The organism is Thalassomonas sp. RHCl1 (assembly GCF_947387555.1).
GTDB lineage: Bacteria > Pseudomonadota > Gammaproteobacteria > Enterobacterales > Alteromonadaceae > Thalassomonas.
The window spans coordinates 151807-168555 of the sequence record NZ_CANDNZ010000005.1; the positions used below are offsets into that span (position 1 = coordinate 151807).

At 45.4% G+C, this 16749-nt stretch carries 13 protein-coding genes; 8 read left to right on the forward strand and 5 right to left on the reverse strand.

The genetic code is table 11. The annotated features are described in order from the left end of the window. Positions 1-63: 63 nt before the first annotated feature. Positions 64-2124 carry a hypothetical protein gene (locus QL234_RS15630; protein ID WP_281558751.1) on the forward strand — a complete coding sequence of 687 codons (2061 nt, stop codon included), beginning with the start codon at positions 64-66 and terminating at the stop codon, positions 2122-2124. A 9-nt stretch (positions 2125-2133) separates the two neighbouring features. Here the strand turns inward: QL234_RS15630 and QL234_RS15635 are convergent, their stop codons facing one another. Then, complete coding sequence (locus QL234_RS15635; RefSeq protein ID WP_281558752.1) at positions 2134-3378, reverse strand: hypothetical protein; 1245 nt, start codon at positions 3376-3378, stop codon at positions 2134-2136. 317 nt (positions 3379-3695) lie between these two features. On the opposite strand from QL234_RS15635, the gene yfbR reads away from it, so the two are divergent. Together yfbR and QL234_RS15645 are read left to right on the forward strand one after the other, a co-directional pair. Continuing rightward, complete coding sequence (gene yfbR / locus QL234_RS15640; RefSeq protein WP_281558753.1) at positions 3696-4289, forward strand: 5'-deoxynucleotidase; 594 nt, start codon at positions 3696-3698, stop codon at positions 4287-4289. Positions 4290-4458: 169 nt separating this feature from the next. After that, positions 4459-5673 carry an EAL domain-containing protein gene (locus tag QL234_RS15645; protein WP_281558754.1) on the forward strand — a complete coding sequence of 405 codons (1215 nt, stop codon included), beginning with the start codon at positions 4459-4461 and terminating at the stop codon, positions 5671-5673. Between the two features lie 54 nt (positions 5674-5727). Here the strand turns inward: QL234_RS15645 and QL234_RS15650 are convergent, their stop codons facing one another. Continuing rightward, entirely contained in the window at positions 5728-7065 is a 1338-nt protein-coding gene (locus QL234_RS15650; protein ID WP_281558755.1) for a HAMP domain-containing sensor histidine kinase, read from the reverse strand. A 9-nt stretch (positions 7066-7074) separates the two neighbouring features. Beyond that, positions 7075-8616, reverse strand: coding sequence for an HD domain-containing phosphohydrolase (locus QL234_RS15655; RefSeq protein WP_281558756.1), 1542 nt, complete (start codon positions 8614-8616; stop codon positions 7075-7077). A 534-nt stretch (positions 8617-9150) separates the two neighbouring features. Here QL234_RS15655 and QL234_RS15660 point away from each other — a divergent pair. The 5 genes from QL234_RS15660 to QL234_RS15680 all read left to right on the forward strand — a co-directional run bounded on the left by QL234_RS15660 (position 9151) and on the right by QL234_RS15680 (position 14128). Then, a complete protein-coding gene (locus QL234_RS15660; protein ID WP_281558757.1) occupies positions 9151-10875 on the forward strand; it encodes an acetolactate synthase 3 large subunit in 1725 nt (574 codons plus the stop codon). After that, a complete protein-coding gene (ilvN, locus tag QL234_RS15665) occupies positions 10875-11372 on the forward strand; it encodes an acetolactate synthase small subunit (RefSeq protein WP_044831448.1) in 498 nt (165 codons plus the stop codon). The genes QL234_RS15660 and ilvN overlap by 1 nt, the downstream gene beginning before the upstream one ends. An 82-nt stretch (positions 11373-11454) precedes the next feature. Continuing rightward, positions 11455-11931: a GNAT family N-acetyltransferase gene (locus tag QL234_RS15670; protein WP_281558758.1), complete on the forward strand. Its 477-nt coding sequence runs from the start codon at positions 11455-11457 to the stop codon at positions 11929-11931. Between the two features lie 190 nt (positions 11932-12121). Further along, the gene (locus QL234_RS15675; protein WP_281558759.1) at positions 12122-13507 is read left to right on the forward strand and encodes a hypothetical protein; all 1386 of its coding nucleotides are present in this window, start codon (positions 12122-12124) and stop codon (positions 13505-13507) included. Positions 13508-13732: 225 nt separating this feature from the next. Further along, entirely contained in the window at positions 13733-14128 is a 396-nt protein-coding gene (locus QL234_RS15680; protein ID WP_281558760.1) for a biopolymer transporter ExbD, read from the forward strand. 187 nt (positions 14129-14315) lie between these two features. Here the strand turns inward: QL234_RS15680 and QL234_RS15685 are convergent, their stop codons facing one another. Then, positions 14316-15944: a SulP family inorganic anion transporter gene (locus QL234_RS15685; RefSeq protein ID WP_281558761.1), complete on the reverse strand. Its 1629-nt coding sequence runs from the start codon at positions 15942-15944 to the stop codon at positions 14316-14318. A 196-nt stretch (positions 15945-16140) separates the two neighbouring features. Further along, on the reverse strand, positions 16141-16593 hold the full coding sequence (locus QL234_RS15690; RefSeq protein WP_281558762.1) for a hypothetical protein: 453 nt from the start codon (positions 16591-16593) through the stop codon (positions 16141-16143). Positions 16594-16749 lie beyond the last annotated feature (156 nt).

Consider the following 16749-nt stretch of genomic DNA (forward strand, 5'->3'; position numbering starts at 1 on the left):
CCATCAGGCGCCGGAGATGAGCGGCGCCTGCCACCCATAAATTTAAGCAATTGAATGCGCCCCATGAATAACAGCTTTATTAATCTGATAAAAATAACCCTGCTTTTTCTTACCTGTCACGCTTTTGGATATGCAGAGCAAGATATTCTGGACTTTATCAAGGACTATCAATATCAAGAGATTAAAGAGCAGCCACAGACAAGTATCAATGACATCGCACAGCAGCTGCTTAACAAACGCCTGACACCGACCGAAAAATACCTTGCCCTGCATAATTTAGCTTATGCCTATTACAAAGCCAATAATAAGGCCCAGGCGCTGGATACCATTTCTGCCGCGATCAATTTGTCATCTCCTCTTGAAGGTTATCATCAGGCAAAAAGCCTGCTGCTGAGGGCGAAAATATACGGCATTTTATTTCGCGATACCGATACTGCCCTGCTTGACTTGCAGCGGGCCAGCGACATCATCACCTCCAGCCGACATCCCAAGAGCATTGAGTTGCATTTTAATATTCTTACCGCCCTGGCCCAGGCCTATAACCAGAAGAGTAACCTGCCACAGGCAGAAAACTATGTCGATCAGGCAATAGTACTGGCAACGACCCTGGAAGATAAAAATGAACTTATTCATGCTTTAATTATTTCCGGGCGGATATATTTCCAGCAGGATAAATTACAAAAAGCCTACAAGCAGTATATGGCGGCCCTGGAACTCACCGATGACAATACCGATATTGAGCGGGTTGCTTCTATCGAGTTGCGCCTTGCCATGATCTTCAATGAGCAGGAGATTTACAGCGACAGCCTCAAACATGCGAAAAAATCGGTTGCACTCTACCATCAAACCACCCGATATAGAATGCAGGTAAAGTCCCTGCGGGTACTCGGCAGTATTTACCTCAACCTGGGCAAAGATGTCGATATGGCACTACTGCATCTGCTTAATGCCTTAAGTATTGCCAAAAAAACCAATGATCCCTATAGCATAGGCCATATCCAATATTTGATCGGCACCGCTTATTTTGCCGCCACCGACTATGATAACGCAATCAAGTACCTCAAGGCGGCTGAAGTTATTCTCGAGTCTGCCCAGAGCAATTTTTATCTTGGCCTTAGCCATATCAGTTTTTCACAAATAGAATTGGCACAAAACCAGCCACAACTGGCCATTGCCCGCATAGAAACCATGCTCAAAGACAGTCGTTTTACTCCTTATCCGGCCCTGATCAATGAAGCCAGAAAACACCTGGTCACCATCCTGGTCAGCTTAGAGGACTTTGAACAGGCCTTTGAGCACCAGCAAATGTTACTGACGGCGCAGCAAAATAAAACCGAAGAAACCAATAAAAACGCCCTGACCTCCCTCAACTCTGTGATTGAAGTGAAATCACTTAAGGAAAAAGTTACCGAGCTGACAGCAAAAGAGCAAAAAAGCGATAAAGCCATGCTGAAACTGCAAAACTGGCAATATGCCCTGGCAAGCTTTTTAGCTTTATGCCTGAGTGTGTTGCTCTGTCTGCTATACAAGTACCGCAACATTAAAAAGCGTTTTAAAGAGGTCAATAAGCACAAAGACATTTCCTGGCGCTATTTCTCACAACTGATCAAATATAACGCCAGTGAACAGCTGAAGGCACAAAACACCAACGGCGGATTGTTAATCGCTTTTCCCAAACTCAATGAGCTGATGCTACAAGCTGAAAACCGTTATTTTACCGGTCAAAACATTCAGCACTGGCAACAGCAACTCTTGAGCACCTTTACCCCGGAGGAGTCAATCTCCCATCAGCAAAACCTTTGGATGATCTGTGCAGCCCGGCCCAAGCATGATCTTGATCTGATCAATCAACGGCAAAATCCCGATGATGATGCCGGTTTCCAGCTGGTCTGGTTGCCCTTTAGCGATTTACCGCAAAAAATCTCCGATAATTTATTGGTTTTTATTGAAGAGTTGGTGCATAAAGCCAATGACGAACTGCCGTGGCAGCAGGGGGTAAGTTGGGGAGAAATCAAGCTCCAGACCAATGCCTTGTCGATGATATTGACCAGCCAGGCAAAACAGAAACTCTACTGGCGCATACACGATGCCCATAAACGCGGCTTAGTGAGCTTTAGCACTTAAGGTTACAGTTCACTGAATCCGATAAACCGCGATTAAGGCGAGTAAAGATTCGATACGTTGCAACATTTGCTGATAATCGGCGGAATTAACATCCCGGTAGTGCCTCTTAAAAAGCGGGCTGTGCAGCTCCTCGGGTAAGCCCAGCGGAAAAGGCATAATATCTAAATCATCCAGGGGGCCGGCCAGCAAGGCCTGAACTTTATTGGCGGAAACGTCCGACTCGGTGGCCAGCATAGCCAGGCGGGTGCCGGCTTTATCCGCCAGTAAATCGACAAAGCTAAAACCACTGCCTGAGCCGGCATCAAACAACTCTTTCACTTCCCCGATCACATTGCTGGTATGACTGTTGATCAATAATTGCAAAGCCATCGAATAAACAAAGTGCTTTTGCAGATCGACACGGTTATGCAGCAACAGGCTGTCCCTTAGCTGCCCCCGTTTTAAAAACTGTGTCGCCGACAATGGCAGTTCGCGCTCAAATAAAGTGTTGAGTTTATCTGGCCCTAAATATAATACTAAGGCCAATATCGCAGCACGGTTCTCAGCACCGCTTCCCTTTGACTCAAGCTTTTTACTGTTTTCTTTCGCCAGGGTAAACATATGGCCGACAAACCGGCTCAGCCGCCGTTGCCTTAAGTGCTTTTCCACATAAGAAAGCAGTGCCGCATAATATTGCCGGATCAGGGCAAAATTAACATCGGCCATCAGATGTAATTTAACTTGCACCAGCTCCGTCAGTGCCAATTGCTGCCAGCGAGGAAAATTGCCCGCCAGGGAATAATATAAATAAAACCTGCTCCTGCTTATCTTTACTTCGCCAATCCGGGCCAGCAAATCAACAGCGAGGTTATCACCAAGCATTTCATTTATCCGCCACTGCACTAAACCAAGCAGCCAGCTTGCGGGAAAAGTGAATGCTCCCAGGTTTGCCGATGTCAATTTGAGCCCTTTTTCCGATGGCAGCAATTCAATACTGAAATTAAGATATTTCAAAGGACCGGGAACAGGCAATTCAAGGGTCGCCGCCACAGATAATGCGGTTTCAGATAAGGAGAAGTCGGTGAATAGCTGAGGATATAACCTGTGTAGTAAGGCACTGATCCCGGGAAATTCCTCACGGGTAATAGAAAAAGCCGCTAACTTTTTATCTCCCTTCACCTGCCGATAACTGCGCAGCAGTAATTGCCGGGCATTGACGGCTTGCTGACTGTCAATCACATTCACCTGCGCAACTTTCGGGGTCGATTGCAGCAAAAGCAATAAGCCCGCTATGAGCAGGCAAGATAATAAAAGCAGCAGCGCCGTGATAAACTTTATTGCCGGTTTCAAGCGAGAAATAATAGTGCCCCCCTTGACTAACTATATATCAAAGGCATTAAGCTTTGCTGTTAATCTCCTGTGGCAAGAAAATAATGCCTTAGATACCAGGGATTGGCCACCTTGGCTTAACCGCAAAAGCATCAGCCGTTACCACATTTCTCTGCCTGGAATATTTTCCCTTATAGACGAATAGCCAACTGCCATGATACAACTGGAAGTCTTATCAACCTCTTAGCCATAAAGAAATCAATATGCAAAGTACCTTTCTCGCCTGGATGTTTCGTATGCCGCTGATCAAACGCTGGTCGTTAATGTTTTGTGTCAAGCCGGAAAATATTGCCGAGCACTCCCACCAGGTGGCGATCGTCGCCCATTTGCTGGCGGTGATCAAAAACAAAAAATTTGGCGGTCAGGTCAATGCCGACAGGGTCGCCACCTGCGCCTTATACCATGAAGCCAGCGAAACCCGTTACGGTGATATCGTCAACCCCACCAAATATGCCAATACCGAAATTGCCCGGGAATTTAAAAAAATAGAATACCTGGCGGAGCAGGAGTGCCTGGCATCCCTGCCACAGGAGTTCCAGGAGATCTTTGACGATATCATAGTGCAGGATAATGTCAGTGAGGAATATAAAGCCATTGTCAAAGCCGCTGATATTCTGGTGGCCTATATCAAGGCGCTGGATGAAATCAACCACCACAACCCCGAGTTTGAGCACGTTAAACAGCGCCTGGGGACAAAGCTTACGCAACTACAGCAAGCAATGCCGGAAGTGCAATATTTTACCGAAACTTTCCTGCAAGCCTGTACCGCCAGCGTCGATAAATTATCCCGCTCCTGAGCTTCCGGCAAAGTTTTTAAGCCTGGCCCCCTTGTTTAGCGCTATAAGCCTGCTTTGCCATGATAAAATTGCAGATTAGGCTATGCTTACAACAGCATGCTGGTTTTCCTTTTTATTGAACACCTTAGTGTGATTTAACCACACCAGGGTTTATGGATAAAAATACGACATGAAAGTCTATACTGCACGACAGCCGATTTTAAATCGTAAACAAAATGTAGTGGCGTATGAATTACTGTTTCGCGATGGCGCCGAAAACTTTTTTCCCGATGTCGATCCCCATGAAGCAACATCAAAGCTCATCATGCGCACCCACCTCAATGACGGTTTAATGCCGATCACCAACGGCAAACCCGCGCTGATCAACTTTTGTCAGGAATCCCTGCTTAAAGAGCTGCCGCTGTTATTGCCGAAAAAGCAGGTGATGGTAGAAATCCTGGAAACAGTGGAGCCTACAGATGATGTCTACCAGATGTGCCGTCAGCTTTTTCATCAGGGATATCACCTGGCATTGGATGACTTTATTTATAAACCCGAGTGGTCACGCTTTTTCAACCTGATCAAAATGGTAAAATTTGATCTGATGCAAACTCCGCTGCCTAAGGTCGCCCCCTTAGTTCAGGCGCTGAAAAAACGTAAGAATATAAAGTTACTGGCGGAAAAGGTGGAAAACCAGGAAGAATTTGATCAGGCCAAAGAGATGGGCATATCATTTTTCCAGGGCTATTTCTTCTGTAAGCCTGAAATGCGGGAAAAGCGTGATGTTGAAGGTAATCAACTGATTTTACTTCAGCTTTATCAGGAAGCATTAAAAACGCCTTTAAATGTCAATGCCCTTTCCCATTACTTTGAACATGATGTCGGCTTATCCTATAAGTTATTGCGTTTTATCAACTCTGGCTTTATTCCCATTACCCAGGAAATTAACTCCATCAAGCAAGCACTGGTTTACCTGGGAGATGAAAAAACCCGCAAGTTCATTGCCCTGTTGACCACGGCTATGCTGGCTGAAAATAAGCCCAAAGAGCTGATCCGCATGGCGATTATCCGCGCCAAGTTTTGCGAAATATCGGCACAAAAAGCCTTCCCGGCCATGTCCGAGCCGGCTTTTCTGGTGGGGTTATTTTCATTATTAGATGCGATATTGGACCAGCCCATGGAGTATATCCTCAATACCTTATCAATCAGCGAAGAAATAACCCTGGCTTTAAAAGAAAACAGCGACAGCCCTTTAGGGACTTTAATTAAGATGGTGCGATTGTTTGAAGACGGAAAATGGTATCAAACGGAAAATGAAGCAAGAAAAATAAACCTGAATTACCAACAAATTTCCGACTATTTTAAAAAGGCTGTTATCTGGTCAAACGCTTATGAAGAACTATAAAGAAACTTAGCTCTATCACTGGCCTCTTCCTTGCCGTCTCTTCCTTACGCCGCTTTAGGCTGGCATTGAAGAGAACTGATACTGAAAATGTACCCCTTGCTCACAGGGAATAAAAGCACATTCGCCGCCAAGCTCTTCAACAATCAGCCGGCGGCAAATCAATAACCCCAGGCCGGTGTCTGTTCGTTCAGCGCTAAGGCTTTCAACCGGTTGCAGTACTTCTGCTTGCTTGCCTTGCATCATACCGACACCGTTATCAAGGTAATCAACAATATAAATCCCCGCTTTATTCTCTATGGCGATGGTAATTTTATGCTCTCCCGCCGCAATAAAGCCATGTTCAATACTGTTTCTGACCAGGTTCATCAGCACCTGGGCATGACAGCCGGGTAAGGTGGTAAGCATATCATCCTCACAGCCGGTAAAAGTAATATTAGCTTTCTTACGTTTAAGCAAAGGGATCAGAGTTGAAATAACTCTTTGATAATACTCATTCAGTGCGATAGTTTCCGGTTCGATATTTACCTGTTCGGTAGCGGTTTTTTTAAAGTTTTCCAGGATCTGTCTCGCCCGCTCTAAATTATTGGCAATCATGGGCAGACTCGCCGACTGCTGCTCAATAAAGTGTTTCATGGCTTTAATGGTCAAGCCTTTACCATTGACTTTGCCGGTGAAATCCTTAAAGACCTCGGCTAAATGGCTTTCTGCTGTGATTGCCACCCCTATCGGGCCATTGATTTCATGGGCAATACCAGAAATTAAATCCCCCAGAGCCGATAATTTATTCATTTCAAGCCTGTGGGCATGGGCTTTTTGTAATTGATTTAAGGCAGATTCAAGCTCAGCCGATCGCAAACGGATTTTATCATCAAGGGCATCATTTACTTCCACCAAAGATTTATTCAACTCCAAAAGTTGTGCTTCCCGATCAAGGGCGTCAAACTCGGCACAAATACGTCCGGAGAAAATTTTAAATAGCGATAAGGTTTTTTTTTGCTCGGTTATCGGCTTGAGATAAATAGCGACCACAATGGCAACGACCCGTCCATCTGCCAGGGTTAACGGCATACCAAGATAACCGACGGCTTTGATCCGGGTGAGAAAATCATTTTCGGGGAATTGCAGACAGACATCCTGGGGATAGACACACAGGGTATTCGCAGCCACCTGCTCACAAGGGCTATGGCTTAAAGAATAACTGATATTTTCAACTAACTTACCCTGTTCAACAAAAGCCACGGTAGTTACTCTTGCTTGCTTTTGATCAATACGGGCGATAAAGGTGAGATCTGAAGCGATGGCCTTATCAAGCTGTAAGGTCAGTTCGGCAAAAAAATCCGCTCCCCGGCTATCCGAGACACTTTTAATGATATCCGCTAATAATGTTTCCATTATTATCTGTCAGCCATCTGGAAATTGCTGCCGGATAGCAATAAAGTCATCAAAATTGGCAAGCATTAAGTCAACCAGGGCAGGTTCAAATTTTCTCCCTTTTTGCTGCTCAAGAAATTCCTTAATTTCCCCATCTTGCCAGGGCTCTTTATAACTGCGCTTAGAGCCAAGGGCATCAAAAACATCGGCAATCGCCATGATCCGCGCTTCAAGCGGGATCTGTTCACCAATTAAGCCTTCAGGATAACCGGTACCATCCCAGTTTTCATGGTGATAATGGGCAAGCCTTGCCCCCAGTTTAGAAACATTTGCCTTGGATTTCCCCAGCAGATCTCCCCCGACAGGGGCATGTGTCTGCATAATTTTCCACTCTTCATCATCGAGCTTACCCGGTTTATGCAAAATGGACTCAGGAATGGCAATTTTCCCCAGATCATGTAACGGGGCTGCCAGGCGAATAGCCTCAATGAACTCTTGTTTAAGTCCGAGCTTTTCTGCAATCTTTTCACAAATCAGCGCCACCCTTCTGACATGAGCCCCGGTTTCTTTACTCCTGGCTTCAACGGCTTCCCCGACGATATAGAGTAACTCTTTCTGGGTTCTTTCTATCTCATGCTGGCGACTGATACTTTCAAGGATCAGGGCAATATTGGTGGCAAACAGCTCGGCAAGATTGGCTTTAAAGTGTTCGGCATCATCTTCAAACTCAATATAAAGCACGGAAGCGGCGTTACTGGAGGTTTCATAATAACCGACAAAGCAAGACTCGGTATTGAGATGTTCTTTCTGTACAAAGGTTTGCTGTATTCTGCTTTTCACTTCATCATCAATATCCGACGATTCCAGGCTATCAGACTCGCAGACATATCTCCCGGTACAGGCAATGATCAAATTAGAGCTTTGCTGGTCGAAGTCGGTCTGGGTACGCACGATATACAAGGCCGAACTTTCCACTTCCATCAGAGTCAGCAAATGGTTGAGGGCAGCTGAGCCAAAAAGCCGTAACTGGTTAATTTTCAATAAGTCATAAGTGGCTTCAATAAGGTGTTTAAAGGCATCAAGGCTGCGCTGAATGGTCATGATATCCCGATATGCCCGGATGCTGGCATAAACGGTTGTGATCATCTTGCCTGAGGTAAAATCCGTTTTTTCTTTATAATCATTAATATCAAATTCTTTAATGACCTTGGCTTCCGGTGCGGTGCCCGCCTGCCCTGTCCTGAGGATCAAACGTATCGCCTGATTCTTCAAATCATGGCGGATCCACTCCACCAGCTCTAAACCGGCATGTTCGGTTTCCATCACCACATCAACAAAAGCCATACAAAAGCTGCTGTCAACTTCCAGTAGTTTTTTGGCCTCAATTGACGAATAAACGGAAACGATTTCAAGCTGTCGGTGTTCAATTTCGGTATCCGATAACACCAATTTAGTGACCTGATGAACAGACTCATCATCATCAACCACTAAAATTCGCCAAACCCGATTATTACTCCTGATAGGTTTTTCTACACCCGATTCAGGTTCATCTTTAAAAACAAACTTCGACATTGCAGACACAAGTATATTGCTTTCATCTTATATCAGTGTAATGCAAGGCAGGCTTTTTGCGTAATATCAGATAAAAAAATTTAATAATATGAAGAGATTAAATCAAACTAAACAAGAGATTAAGATCGAAAAAAGTCAATGGTTAACGCCTGCCTTATATCCTTTGCCTAAAAAAATCCCCCTAAACAAACTTTTGAAAATTGGTTATTTCTCAAGTCAAGGGCAGACCGGGCATTTCATTGGTACTAATTTTACTAAATTTGTATTTATTGATTGACAGCAGCGGCCAAACCCCTTAAATATAGTGCACAGATAAATTTTATTTTTCGTATTAAGAATTTTTTAAATAGCAATGATGTTAAAAACTATACTCAACCTGGTCCTCTTTGTCGTCGTGATTGTCAAATCACCGCGGGGTCGTGGTTGTCTGTAGAAAAACAAAAAAGACACGAACACATCAACCCCCGCTCTGCATAAGACCGGGGGTTTTTTATTACATTTTTACGGTAAAGCACAACAAATAAGGGCAATAACATGACAACTGAGTTATATACCGGTGCCGAAATGGTAGTAAAAGCACTATCGGCATTAAAGGTAAAATACATATTTGGCTATCCCGGTGGCTCAATATTGGATATCTATGATGCAATTTATCAGCAACAAGATGTTGAGCATATTTTAGTACGTCATGAACAGGCCGCCACTCATATGGCGGACGGTTATACCCGTGCCACCGGCGAAGTAGGCGTGGTATTGGCGACTTCTGGACCGGGTGCCACCAACTGTGTTACCGGTATTGCCACCGCCTATATGGACTCGATTCCCATGGTGATATTGGCCGGCCAGGTTGCCAGCAGTTTAATTGGCGATGATGCCTTCCAGGAAACCGATATCGTCGGCTGCTCACGCCCGATAGTCAAACACAGTTTTAACTGCCGCAATATGGAAGAAATTCCTAATATCATCGCCAAGGCCTTTTATATTGCCGAGTCAGGTCGTCCCGGCCCTGTGGTAGTAGAACTGCCTAAAGATATGCTGATCCCGCAAAATAAGGCGCCGTTTCATATCGACACTCAGGTAAAAATGCGCTCTTATAACCCGACGGAAAAAGGCCACCCCAAGCAAATTAAAAAAGCCGTCAATACCCTGGTTAATGCCAAACAGTTAGTGATATATTCCGGCGGCGGCATTGTTTTGGCCGATGCCTCAGAGTTATTAACCAGCTTAGTCGAAACCTTAGATGCCCCGATCACCAACACCTTAATGGGCCTTGGCGGCATTTCCGGCACCCATAAAAACTTTATCGGCATGCTTGGCATGCACGGCTCCCTGGAAGCCAATAAAGCCATGGCCAATGCCGACGTGATCCTGGCCCTGGGCGCCAGATTTGATGACAGGGTCACCAATAATGTGAAAAAATTCTGCCCCGACGCCACTATTATCCATGTCGATGTCGACCCGACCTCGATATCAAAAACCATCAATGCCCATATACCTGTGGTTGGCCTGGTAGATGTCGTTATCAAGCAGTTGCTGGATGAACTTGACGCGGTAGGTTTTACCCCGGATGAAACCGTCACAGCTCCCTGGTGGCAGCAAATCAACCAGTGGCGCAGCGTAAAAAGCGTCAGTTATGAGCAAAACGGCGATAAAATCAAACCTCAACGCGTGGTTGAAGCCATGTACAAGATCACCAAAGGGCAGGCCTATGTTTGCTCCGATGTCGGCCAACACCAGATGTTTGCCGCACAATATTATCCCTTTGACAAACCCAGGCGTTGGATCAATTCCGGCGGACTCGGCACCATGGGCTTTGGTCTGCCGGCCGCCATGGGCGCCAAACTGGCTTTTCCCGACAGTGATGTCATCTGTATTACCGGTGACGGCTCTATCCAGATGAATATCCAGGAATTATCCACCTGTTTGCAATATAACTTGCCGGTGGTCATAGTGTCACTCAATAACCGCTCGCTGGGCATGGTACGCCAGTGGCAGGACATGATTTATGGCGGCCGCCATTCTTCCTCCTATATGGAATCCTTGCCGGACTTTGTCAAACTGGCGGAGGCTTATGGCCATGTCGGTATTCAAATTAACCATTTGGATGAACTGGACAGCAAACTGGAACAGGCCTTTGCCGTTAAAAACCGTTTAGTCTTTGTCGACATCCTGGTGGATGAAAAAGAACATGTTTACCCGATGCAAATTCGCCACGGTGCGGTAGACGAAATGTGGATCAAAAAAGGAGAGAAGTCCTGATGCGTCGTATATTAGCCATCTTATTAGAAAACGAACCCGGTTCCCTGTCGCGCATAGTCGGCTTATTCTCACAGCGGGCATTTAATATCGAAAGTTTAACGGTTGCGCCAACGGACGAACCCAGTTTATCCCGTATTACCATAGCCACCACGGGCGATGACAAAGTGCTGGAGCAAATTGTCAAACAGGTGAACAAGTTGGTGGATGTGATCAAGATCACAGACCTCACCGAAAGGCCCCATGTCGAACGGGAGTTGTTGCTGATTAAGGTGCTGGCGATGACGGATAAGTCGCGCACCGAAGTCAAACGGGTAACGGATATTTTCCGCGGCGCCATTATCGATATCGGCAAGCAGGTTTATACGGTGCAGCTCACCGGCGACAGCGATAAACTGAACGCCTTTATTAAAACCCTGGGCAATGAAACCGAGATCATCGAAGTAGTCCGCTCAGGCTGTGTCGGCATCGCCCGCGGAGAAAAAGCACTGCGGGTATAACACCAACCTCAAGGGATTATTGCAGACAAGGGCATAAAGCTGCAATAATCCCGCCTTAGCAACCACTCCAACCAGAGCGATAATGATCTCGTCTCCTGAATTTGAATTTTGCAGGGCGCAAAAGTCCGATAAAAAAGCCATCAAACGTTTTTACCGCAAGCATAGTTATAGTGCCAGCTTTATGGGCCTGGACAGCTGCTACCTGGCTAAAGATAAACAAGAGATTATCGCCTGCGTTCTGCATTCCCAACTGCTTGTTGAAAATAACCAGAGCTTCTTGCATGCCCTGGTCGTTGACCCCGCCTACCGCCGACAATCAATCGCCACCAGCTTACTGGACTATTGCTGCGCTTTTCATCCGCTCACGGTTTGCTTTGCCGCGCCAAAGCTGACGTCCCTGTATTTATCGAATAACTTTCAATTGGCAAAGCCGGAGCAGCTCTCCCCTTTGTTAGCCAAACGCTATTTGCAATATATTAAAACAAAACCTGAACTTGCCATCTTTATCCGCGATATGAACAAGCATCAGCAGTCGCCCGAAAACAAATCGAACAAATAATAGACAGCAAGTTAAAAATCCATTAACGTATTTCAAGACCGAAAGTGAGGTTGCCAAGTTCAACAGAGAAGTCAAACAGGACAAACTTGAATACCAAATCACCAGATAGATGCTTTAGTCAACCGCTATTATGATCCGGAAGTTCAAGCAGTAGGAGGAAATCAGCAAAGTTATAATTTAAGGATAAGTTATGCTTAATATATCAAATACTTATAAAAAACTCCCCGCACCGGTTAAAGACATACTCAAATATGGCTATAGTCGCCTGCCGCTACGTTTACGCTTAGGCAAAAAATTTTACCGTGAGCTGAAATTTCTTCAGCAATCCCAGTGGTGGAGCCGTGAAGAAATGCAGGCTTACCAGGATCATGAATTAACGAAACTGATCTCTCATGCAGTAAAAAACGTCCCTTATTACCGGGATCTGTTCCGCCAGCTGAAATTAACCCCGGATGATATCCAGTGCGTTGATGATTTGCAAAAGCTGCCGATCCTCACCAAAGACATTATCCGTGAAAATGTTCACCGCCTCAGGGCCGACGGATACACGGACGATCAGGTGATCACCTGCTCCACCAGCGGCTCTACCGGAAAACCACTGAAGTTTTATTACGATAAAGACAAAGACTATTTAAACTTTGACCCTTATATCTGGCGATTTTTCAACTGGGGCGGTCATAAAATAGGTAAGTTAGGGGCAAAACTTGCCGACTGGACCTTACCCGGTGAAGCAGTACATGCCTATAACCCGGTAAGGGATCTGCTGATCTTATCAGCCTATCATTTGCAAGAAGATAAAGCCGAGGAGTATGCCCTGGCATTGGCCCAATACCAGGTAGAATATATAGACACCTACCCCAGTGCCCTGGTATTGCTGACCAAGTTTTTAAAAGCAAAAAATTTCGCTCCCCCCTGCCAGCTTAAAGCGGTATTTTCCCATTCCGAAATGCTGCATAACTGGCAACGGCAGATCATAGAAGAATACTGGGGCTGTAAATGTTACGACTGGTACGGCATGGAAGAAAGGGCCATTTTAGGTATAGAGTGCGAGCAGCACCAGGGATTGCATTTATGCTCAGACTTTGCCATTACCGAGTTTGTCCCCCACAAGGAAACGAAAGGGGATAAAATTATTGCCACCAGCTTAACCAACTATGCCATGCCGTTTATCCGTTACGATACCGGTGATGTCGGCGTGCTTAAAAGCCAGGCTTGTAGCTGCAACCGCCCTTTTCCGTTATTTGAATTACATGGCGGCAGAAGAAAGAATTTTGCCGTGGGTAAGGACGGTGCCAATATTCCCATCGCCAATATCGATATTCCCAATGCCACCGACAATGTCATTCAATTCCAGTTCGTGCAAAAAAATAAAGGCGAGCTGGATCTGCATATCATCCGCAAAAATGACTTTAATGATAGCGATATCAAGAAAATAAATGACAAACTCAGCGAAAAGTTTGGCCAAAACATGGATATCAATATCGAATTTACCAGCCAAATCCAAAAAACCGGCAATGGTAAAACCGCCCTGTTTGTGCAGAAACTCAAGCCGGAGAGTAATTTAGAGATAGCCTGAGCAACCAAAACTGGAAACCCAGTGATTATCAGACTTACACGCGGGAAAAGGTTGTCCTGAAATGCCTAAAAAAAGCTCTGCTTCGGGCAACCTTTTGATATCATTCTTCAATCTAAAGCCACCTCAAATTACGTAACCTTTCGTATTTATTTCATCAAGCCACTTGAAATTACGTAACCCTTCGTACATAGTGGTCTTACCAACAATAAGAAAAGGACCACAATTATGGCCAGAAAACGCGTTACACACGAAAGTGAACAAGGTGATGTCGATATGACGCCGATGTTAGATATTGTTTTCATCTTGTTGATCTTTTTTATCGTCACCACCTCTTTTGTCAAAGAAGAAGGTATCTTGGTCAACCGGCCAGATGCCAATAAAACCACCAGCAACAATGGTCCTGTGATCATGATCAATATCGATGAAACCGGCAATGTCAGGTTCAACAATAAGTTGGTGGATATCGAGCGTATCCCGGCACGGATCGAAAACTTCCTTGCCACACATGACACCAACAGCGCCGTGGTGCTGCCCCACTTTAATACCAGTTACGATAAAGTGGTGCAGGTACTGGATCAAATCAAACTGTTTGATCACTTAACCATCTCTATCGCCAAATAGGCTCTTGATTTAACACTTAACCCGCGGCATACCGTACATCCTGTACAATCGCCGCTCTTGCTCCTCCATGAGCCCGCGGCATACCGTACATCCTGTACATAAAAGCCCCAGCTTATTATTGATAAGTTGGGGCTTTTTTAGGTTTTGGTTTCAAAAAGGCAATAAATATTGCTTGAGTATATGCTCTTTATGCCTGCTTTTCGCTTAAATAAGTCAATGCCTGTTTACGGCTGGTAAAGATATGCTGCTTTGGTATTTTCTCCAGCAGTTTCAACTTATCAAAGTCTTTACGAACCCGTTCGCAAACACTGGCCAAAATCACATCCCGCCCCTGATTCAGGTGGCTGACAATGATTTCTTCAATGGCGATAGTGCTGCTGATCCCGACAAAACGGGCGTCACTTAAATCAATCAATAAGGTTTTATCCTGATCTACCTGGGCAACACTCTGCTTCAAGCTGCGGGCAACGCCAAAGCTGATGGGACCGGAAATATGCAGCAATAACACCCTGGATGACATGGCCTGCAATAGCTGTTTTTCATCCTGGGGAAGCTGCTCATCTTCCTGGCCGCTACAGAGCTTTAAATTATCCAGCTGAATTTCAGACAAACGGCGTATGGTCACCAGGTTTGCCAGGAAGACGCCGATCAGCACCGCCGTCACCAGATCTATCGCCACCGACATCACTAAAGTCGACAACATTAAACCAACGCTGAATAACGGAATTTGATGGATACGCTTAAGGAAATTCCAGTCGATGATACCTATGCCGACCTTAAGCAGGATAGCCGAGAGTACCGCCACCGGAATATAAGCGGTATATTCGCCGGCCCAAAGCACTATCGCCAGGATAAAGAGCGCGTGCAAAATCCCCGAAAGCGGCGTGGTGCCCCCGGCCCTTAAATTGGTCACGGTACGCATAGTAGCACCGCCGCCGGGCAAAGCGCCAAACAAACCGGCGATCATGTTGCCGACCCCCTGGCCGATCAGCTCCTGATCCGAGTCATGGAGATCGTTACTGATACTGTCTACGGTCAGGGAGGTCATTAACGAATCCAGGGTACTTAAAGTGGCAATCAATAACGCCGACTTGATCATTTCACTGAAAAGTTCAGCATTGTAGACCGGCAGGTTAAAAGAGGGTAACTCAGAAGCTATCGCACCTACCACGGGAACTGAAGCCCCGGAGAAAATAAAATAAGCAGTGGCCATCATCAGGGCGACAATGCTCGCAGGAACTATCCGGTTAAGCCTTTCTGGCCAGAGAAACAATAACAGTAAACACCCGCCTCCGAGCAATATATTGCTGTTTAGCAGTTGATCCGCCGAGATATCACCGGAAGAAAATTGCGTCAGCATTTGCTGTGCGCTGACACCAAACAATGGCTCCATCTGGGACAGGATGATCAATACACCGATGCCGGAGGTAAAGCCGGAAATCACCGGGTAAGAGACCAGGACAAAATATTTTCCCAGCTTCAATACCCCGAATAACATCTGGAACAGACCCGCCAGGGTAACAACGGTAAAGGCCGCCGCTATGCCTTGATCAGGGGACTGGGCAATAAAACTGCTCAATATCGCCGCCATGGCTACCGTTAAGCCGGTATTGGGGCCAGAGATCTGCGGATTAGTGCCGCCGAACAGCGAAGCAAAGAAACCGGTTAAAACGGCGCAATAGATACCGGCAATAGCACCGGCGCCTGAGGTAACGCCAAAGGCCAGCGCAAACGGCAGTGCAACTATGGTGGAGGTAAGGGCGCCAAAAATATCGCCCTTAATGGTATTTCGGTTAAAGTGTGATAAACGAAGCATGCTTGCCTATAAATGAAATGACGCTTTTTCTTTAGTTTCATCCATGAGACAGCTGGAAAAATAAGCTGATAAAACAATGCGCTAATAATAGCAGTTTTTAACAGTCAGCTCCATCTCTTCAAGGCTTACCCGGTATTAATCGCTCATAAGTCAGGCACAGGGCAATGAACCGGGGAAGCAAACAAGGTCAACGCCGTTAGACGGGCATAGGATCGGCTAATATCTCATCAATCAACCAGGTATTTCCCTGCTTGATCATTTTGATTTTTTTTAAGTCTTTATAAACTTTTTCCTGGCGAAGACCGGTAAACAATATCGTTAAACTGCCCTGCTGATTAAATTCTTCCCTGAGTTTTTTATCCCCTAAAGCGGCATCGATTTGCACTGAATCAAACGACATATTAAATAAACGCCTGGCTACCTGGCTTGCCGAGCGCTGCTGCTTCACTTTTTTGGCAAACCTTTCTGAACACAACACCAACGCCTGGTTAATATCCTTTTGATTATAGATAGCATCAAAAAAGGCTACCGCAACCTCATCCGCCGACGGCTCCTGCTTTTCTTTACTACAACCCGAAACCAGGATTGAGATAAAAAATACTATCAAACACTTTTTTATCAATTCCATATGAAACATTTTTTTCGCCACCAATTAATACCTCTTATCTGGCAATTATAAAACAATTTCATCACAAGACAGGCTTTATTAACATTTAATTTTAAATAATAAAGCGAATGTTTTATTTTCTGTTTGAAAAAACAGCAAAGCGTTTACTATTAGCACTAACACAGGCAAAACGAGGGA

Coding starts and splice junctions, on each gene's coding strand:
- QL234_RS15630 (WP_281558751.1), top strand. CDS start 64: ATGAATAACAGCTTTATTAATCTGATAAAAATAACCCTGCTTTTTCTT.
- QL234_RS15685 (WP_281558761.1), bottom strand. CDS start 15,944: ATGCTTCGTTTATCACACTTTAACCGAAATACCATTAAGGGCGATATT.
- QL234_RS15655 (WP_281558756.1), bottom strand. CDS start 8,616: ATGTCGAAGTTTGTTTTTAAAGATGAACCTGAATCGGGTGTAGAAAAA.
- QL234_RS15675 (WP_281558759.1), top strand. CDS start 12,122: ATGCTTAATATATCAAATACTTATAAAAAACTCCCCGCACCGGTTAAA.
- QL234_RS15650 (WP_281558755.1), bottom strand. CDS start 7,065: ATGGAAACATTATTAGCGGATATCATTAAAAGTGTCTCGGATAGCCGG.
- QL234_RS15645 (WP_281558754.1), top strand. CDS start 4,459: ATGAAAGTCTATACTGCACGACAGCCGATTTTAAATCGTAAACAAAAT.
- QL234_RS15670 (WP_281558758.1), top strand. CDS start 11,455: ATGATCTCGTCTCCTGAATTTGAATTTTGCAGGGCGCAAAAGTCCGAT.
- QL234_RS15680 (WP_281558760.1), top strand. CDS start 13,733: ATGGCCAGAAAACGCGTTACACACGAAAGTGAACAAGGTGATGTCGAT.
- yfbR (WP_281558753.1), top strand. CDS start 3,696: ATGCAAAGTACCTTTCTCGCCTGGATGTTTCGTATGCCGCTGATCAAA.
- ilvN (WP_044831448.1), top strand. CDS start 10,875: ATGCGTCGTATATTAGCCATCTTATTAGAAAACGAACCCGGTTCCCTG.
- QL234_RS15660 (WP_281558757.1), top strand. CDS start 9,151: ATGACAACTGAGTTATATACCGGTGCCGAAATGGTAGTAAAAGCACTA.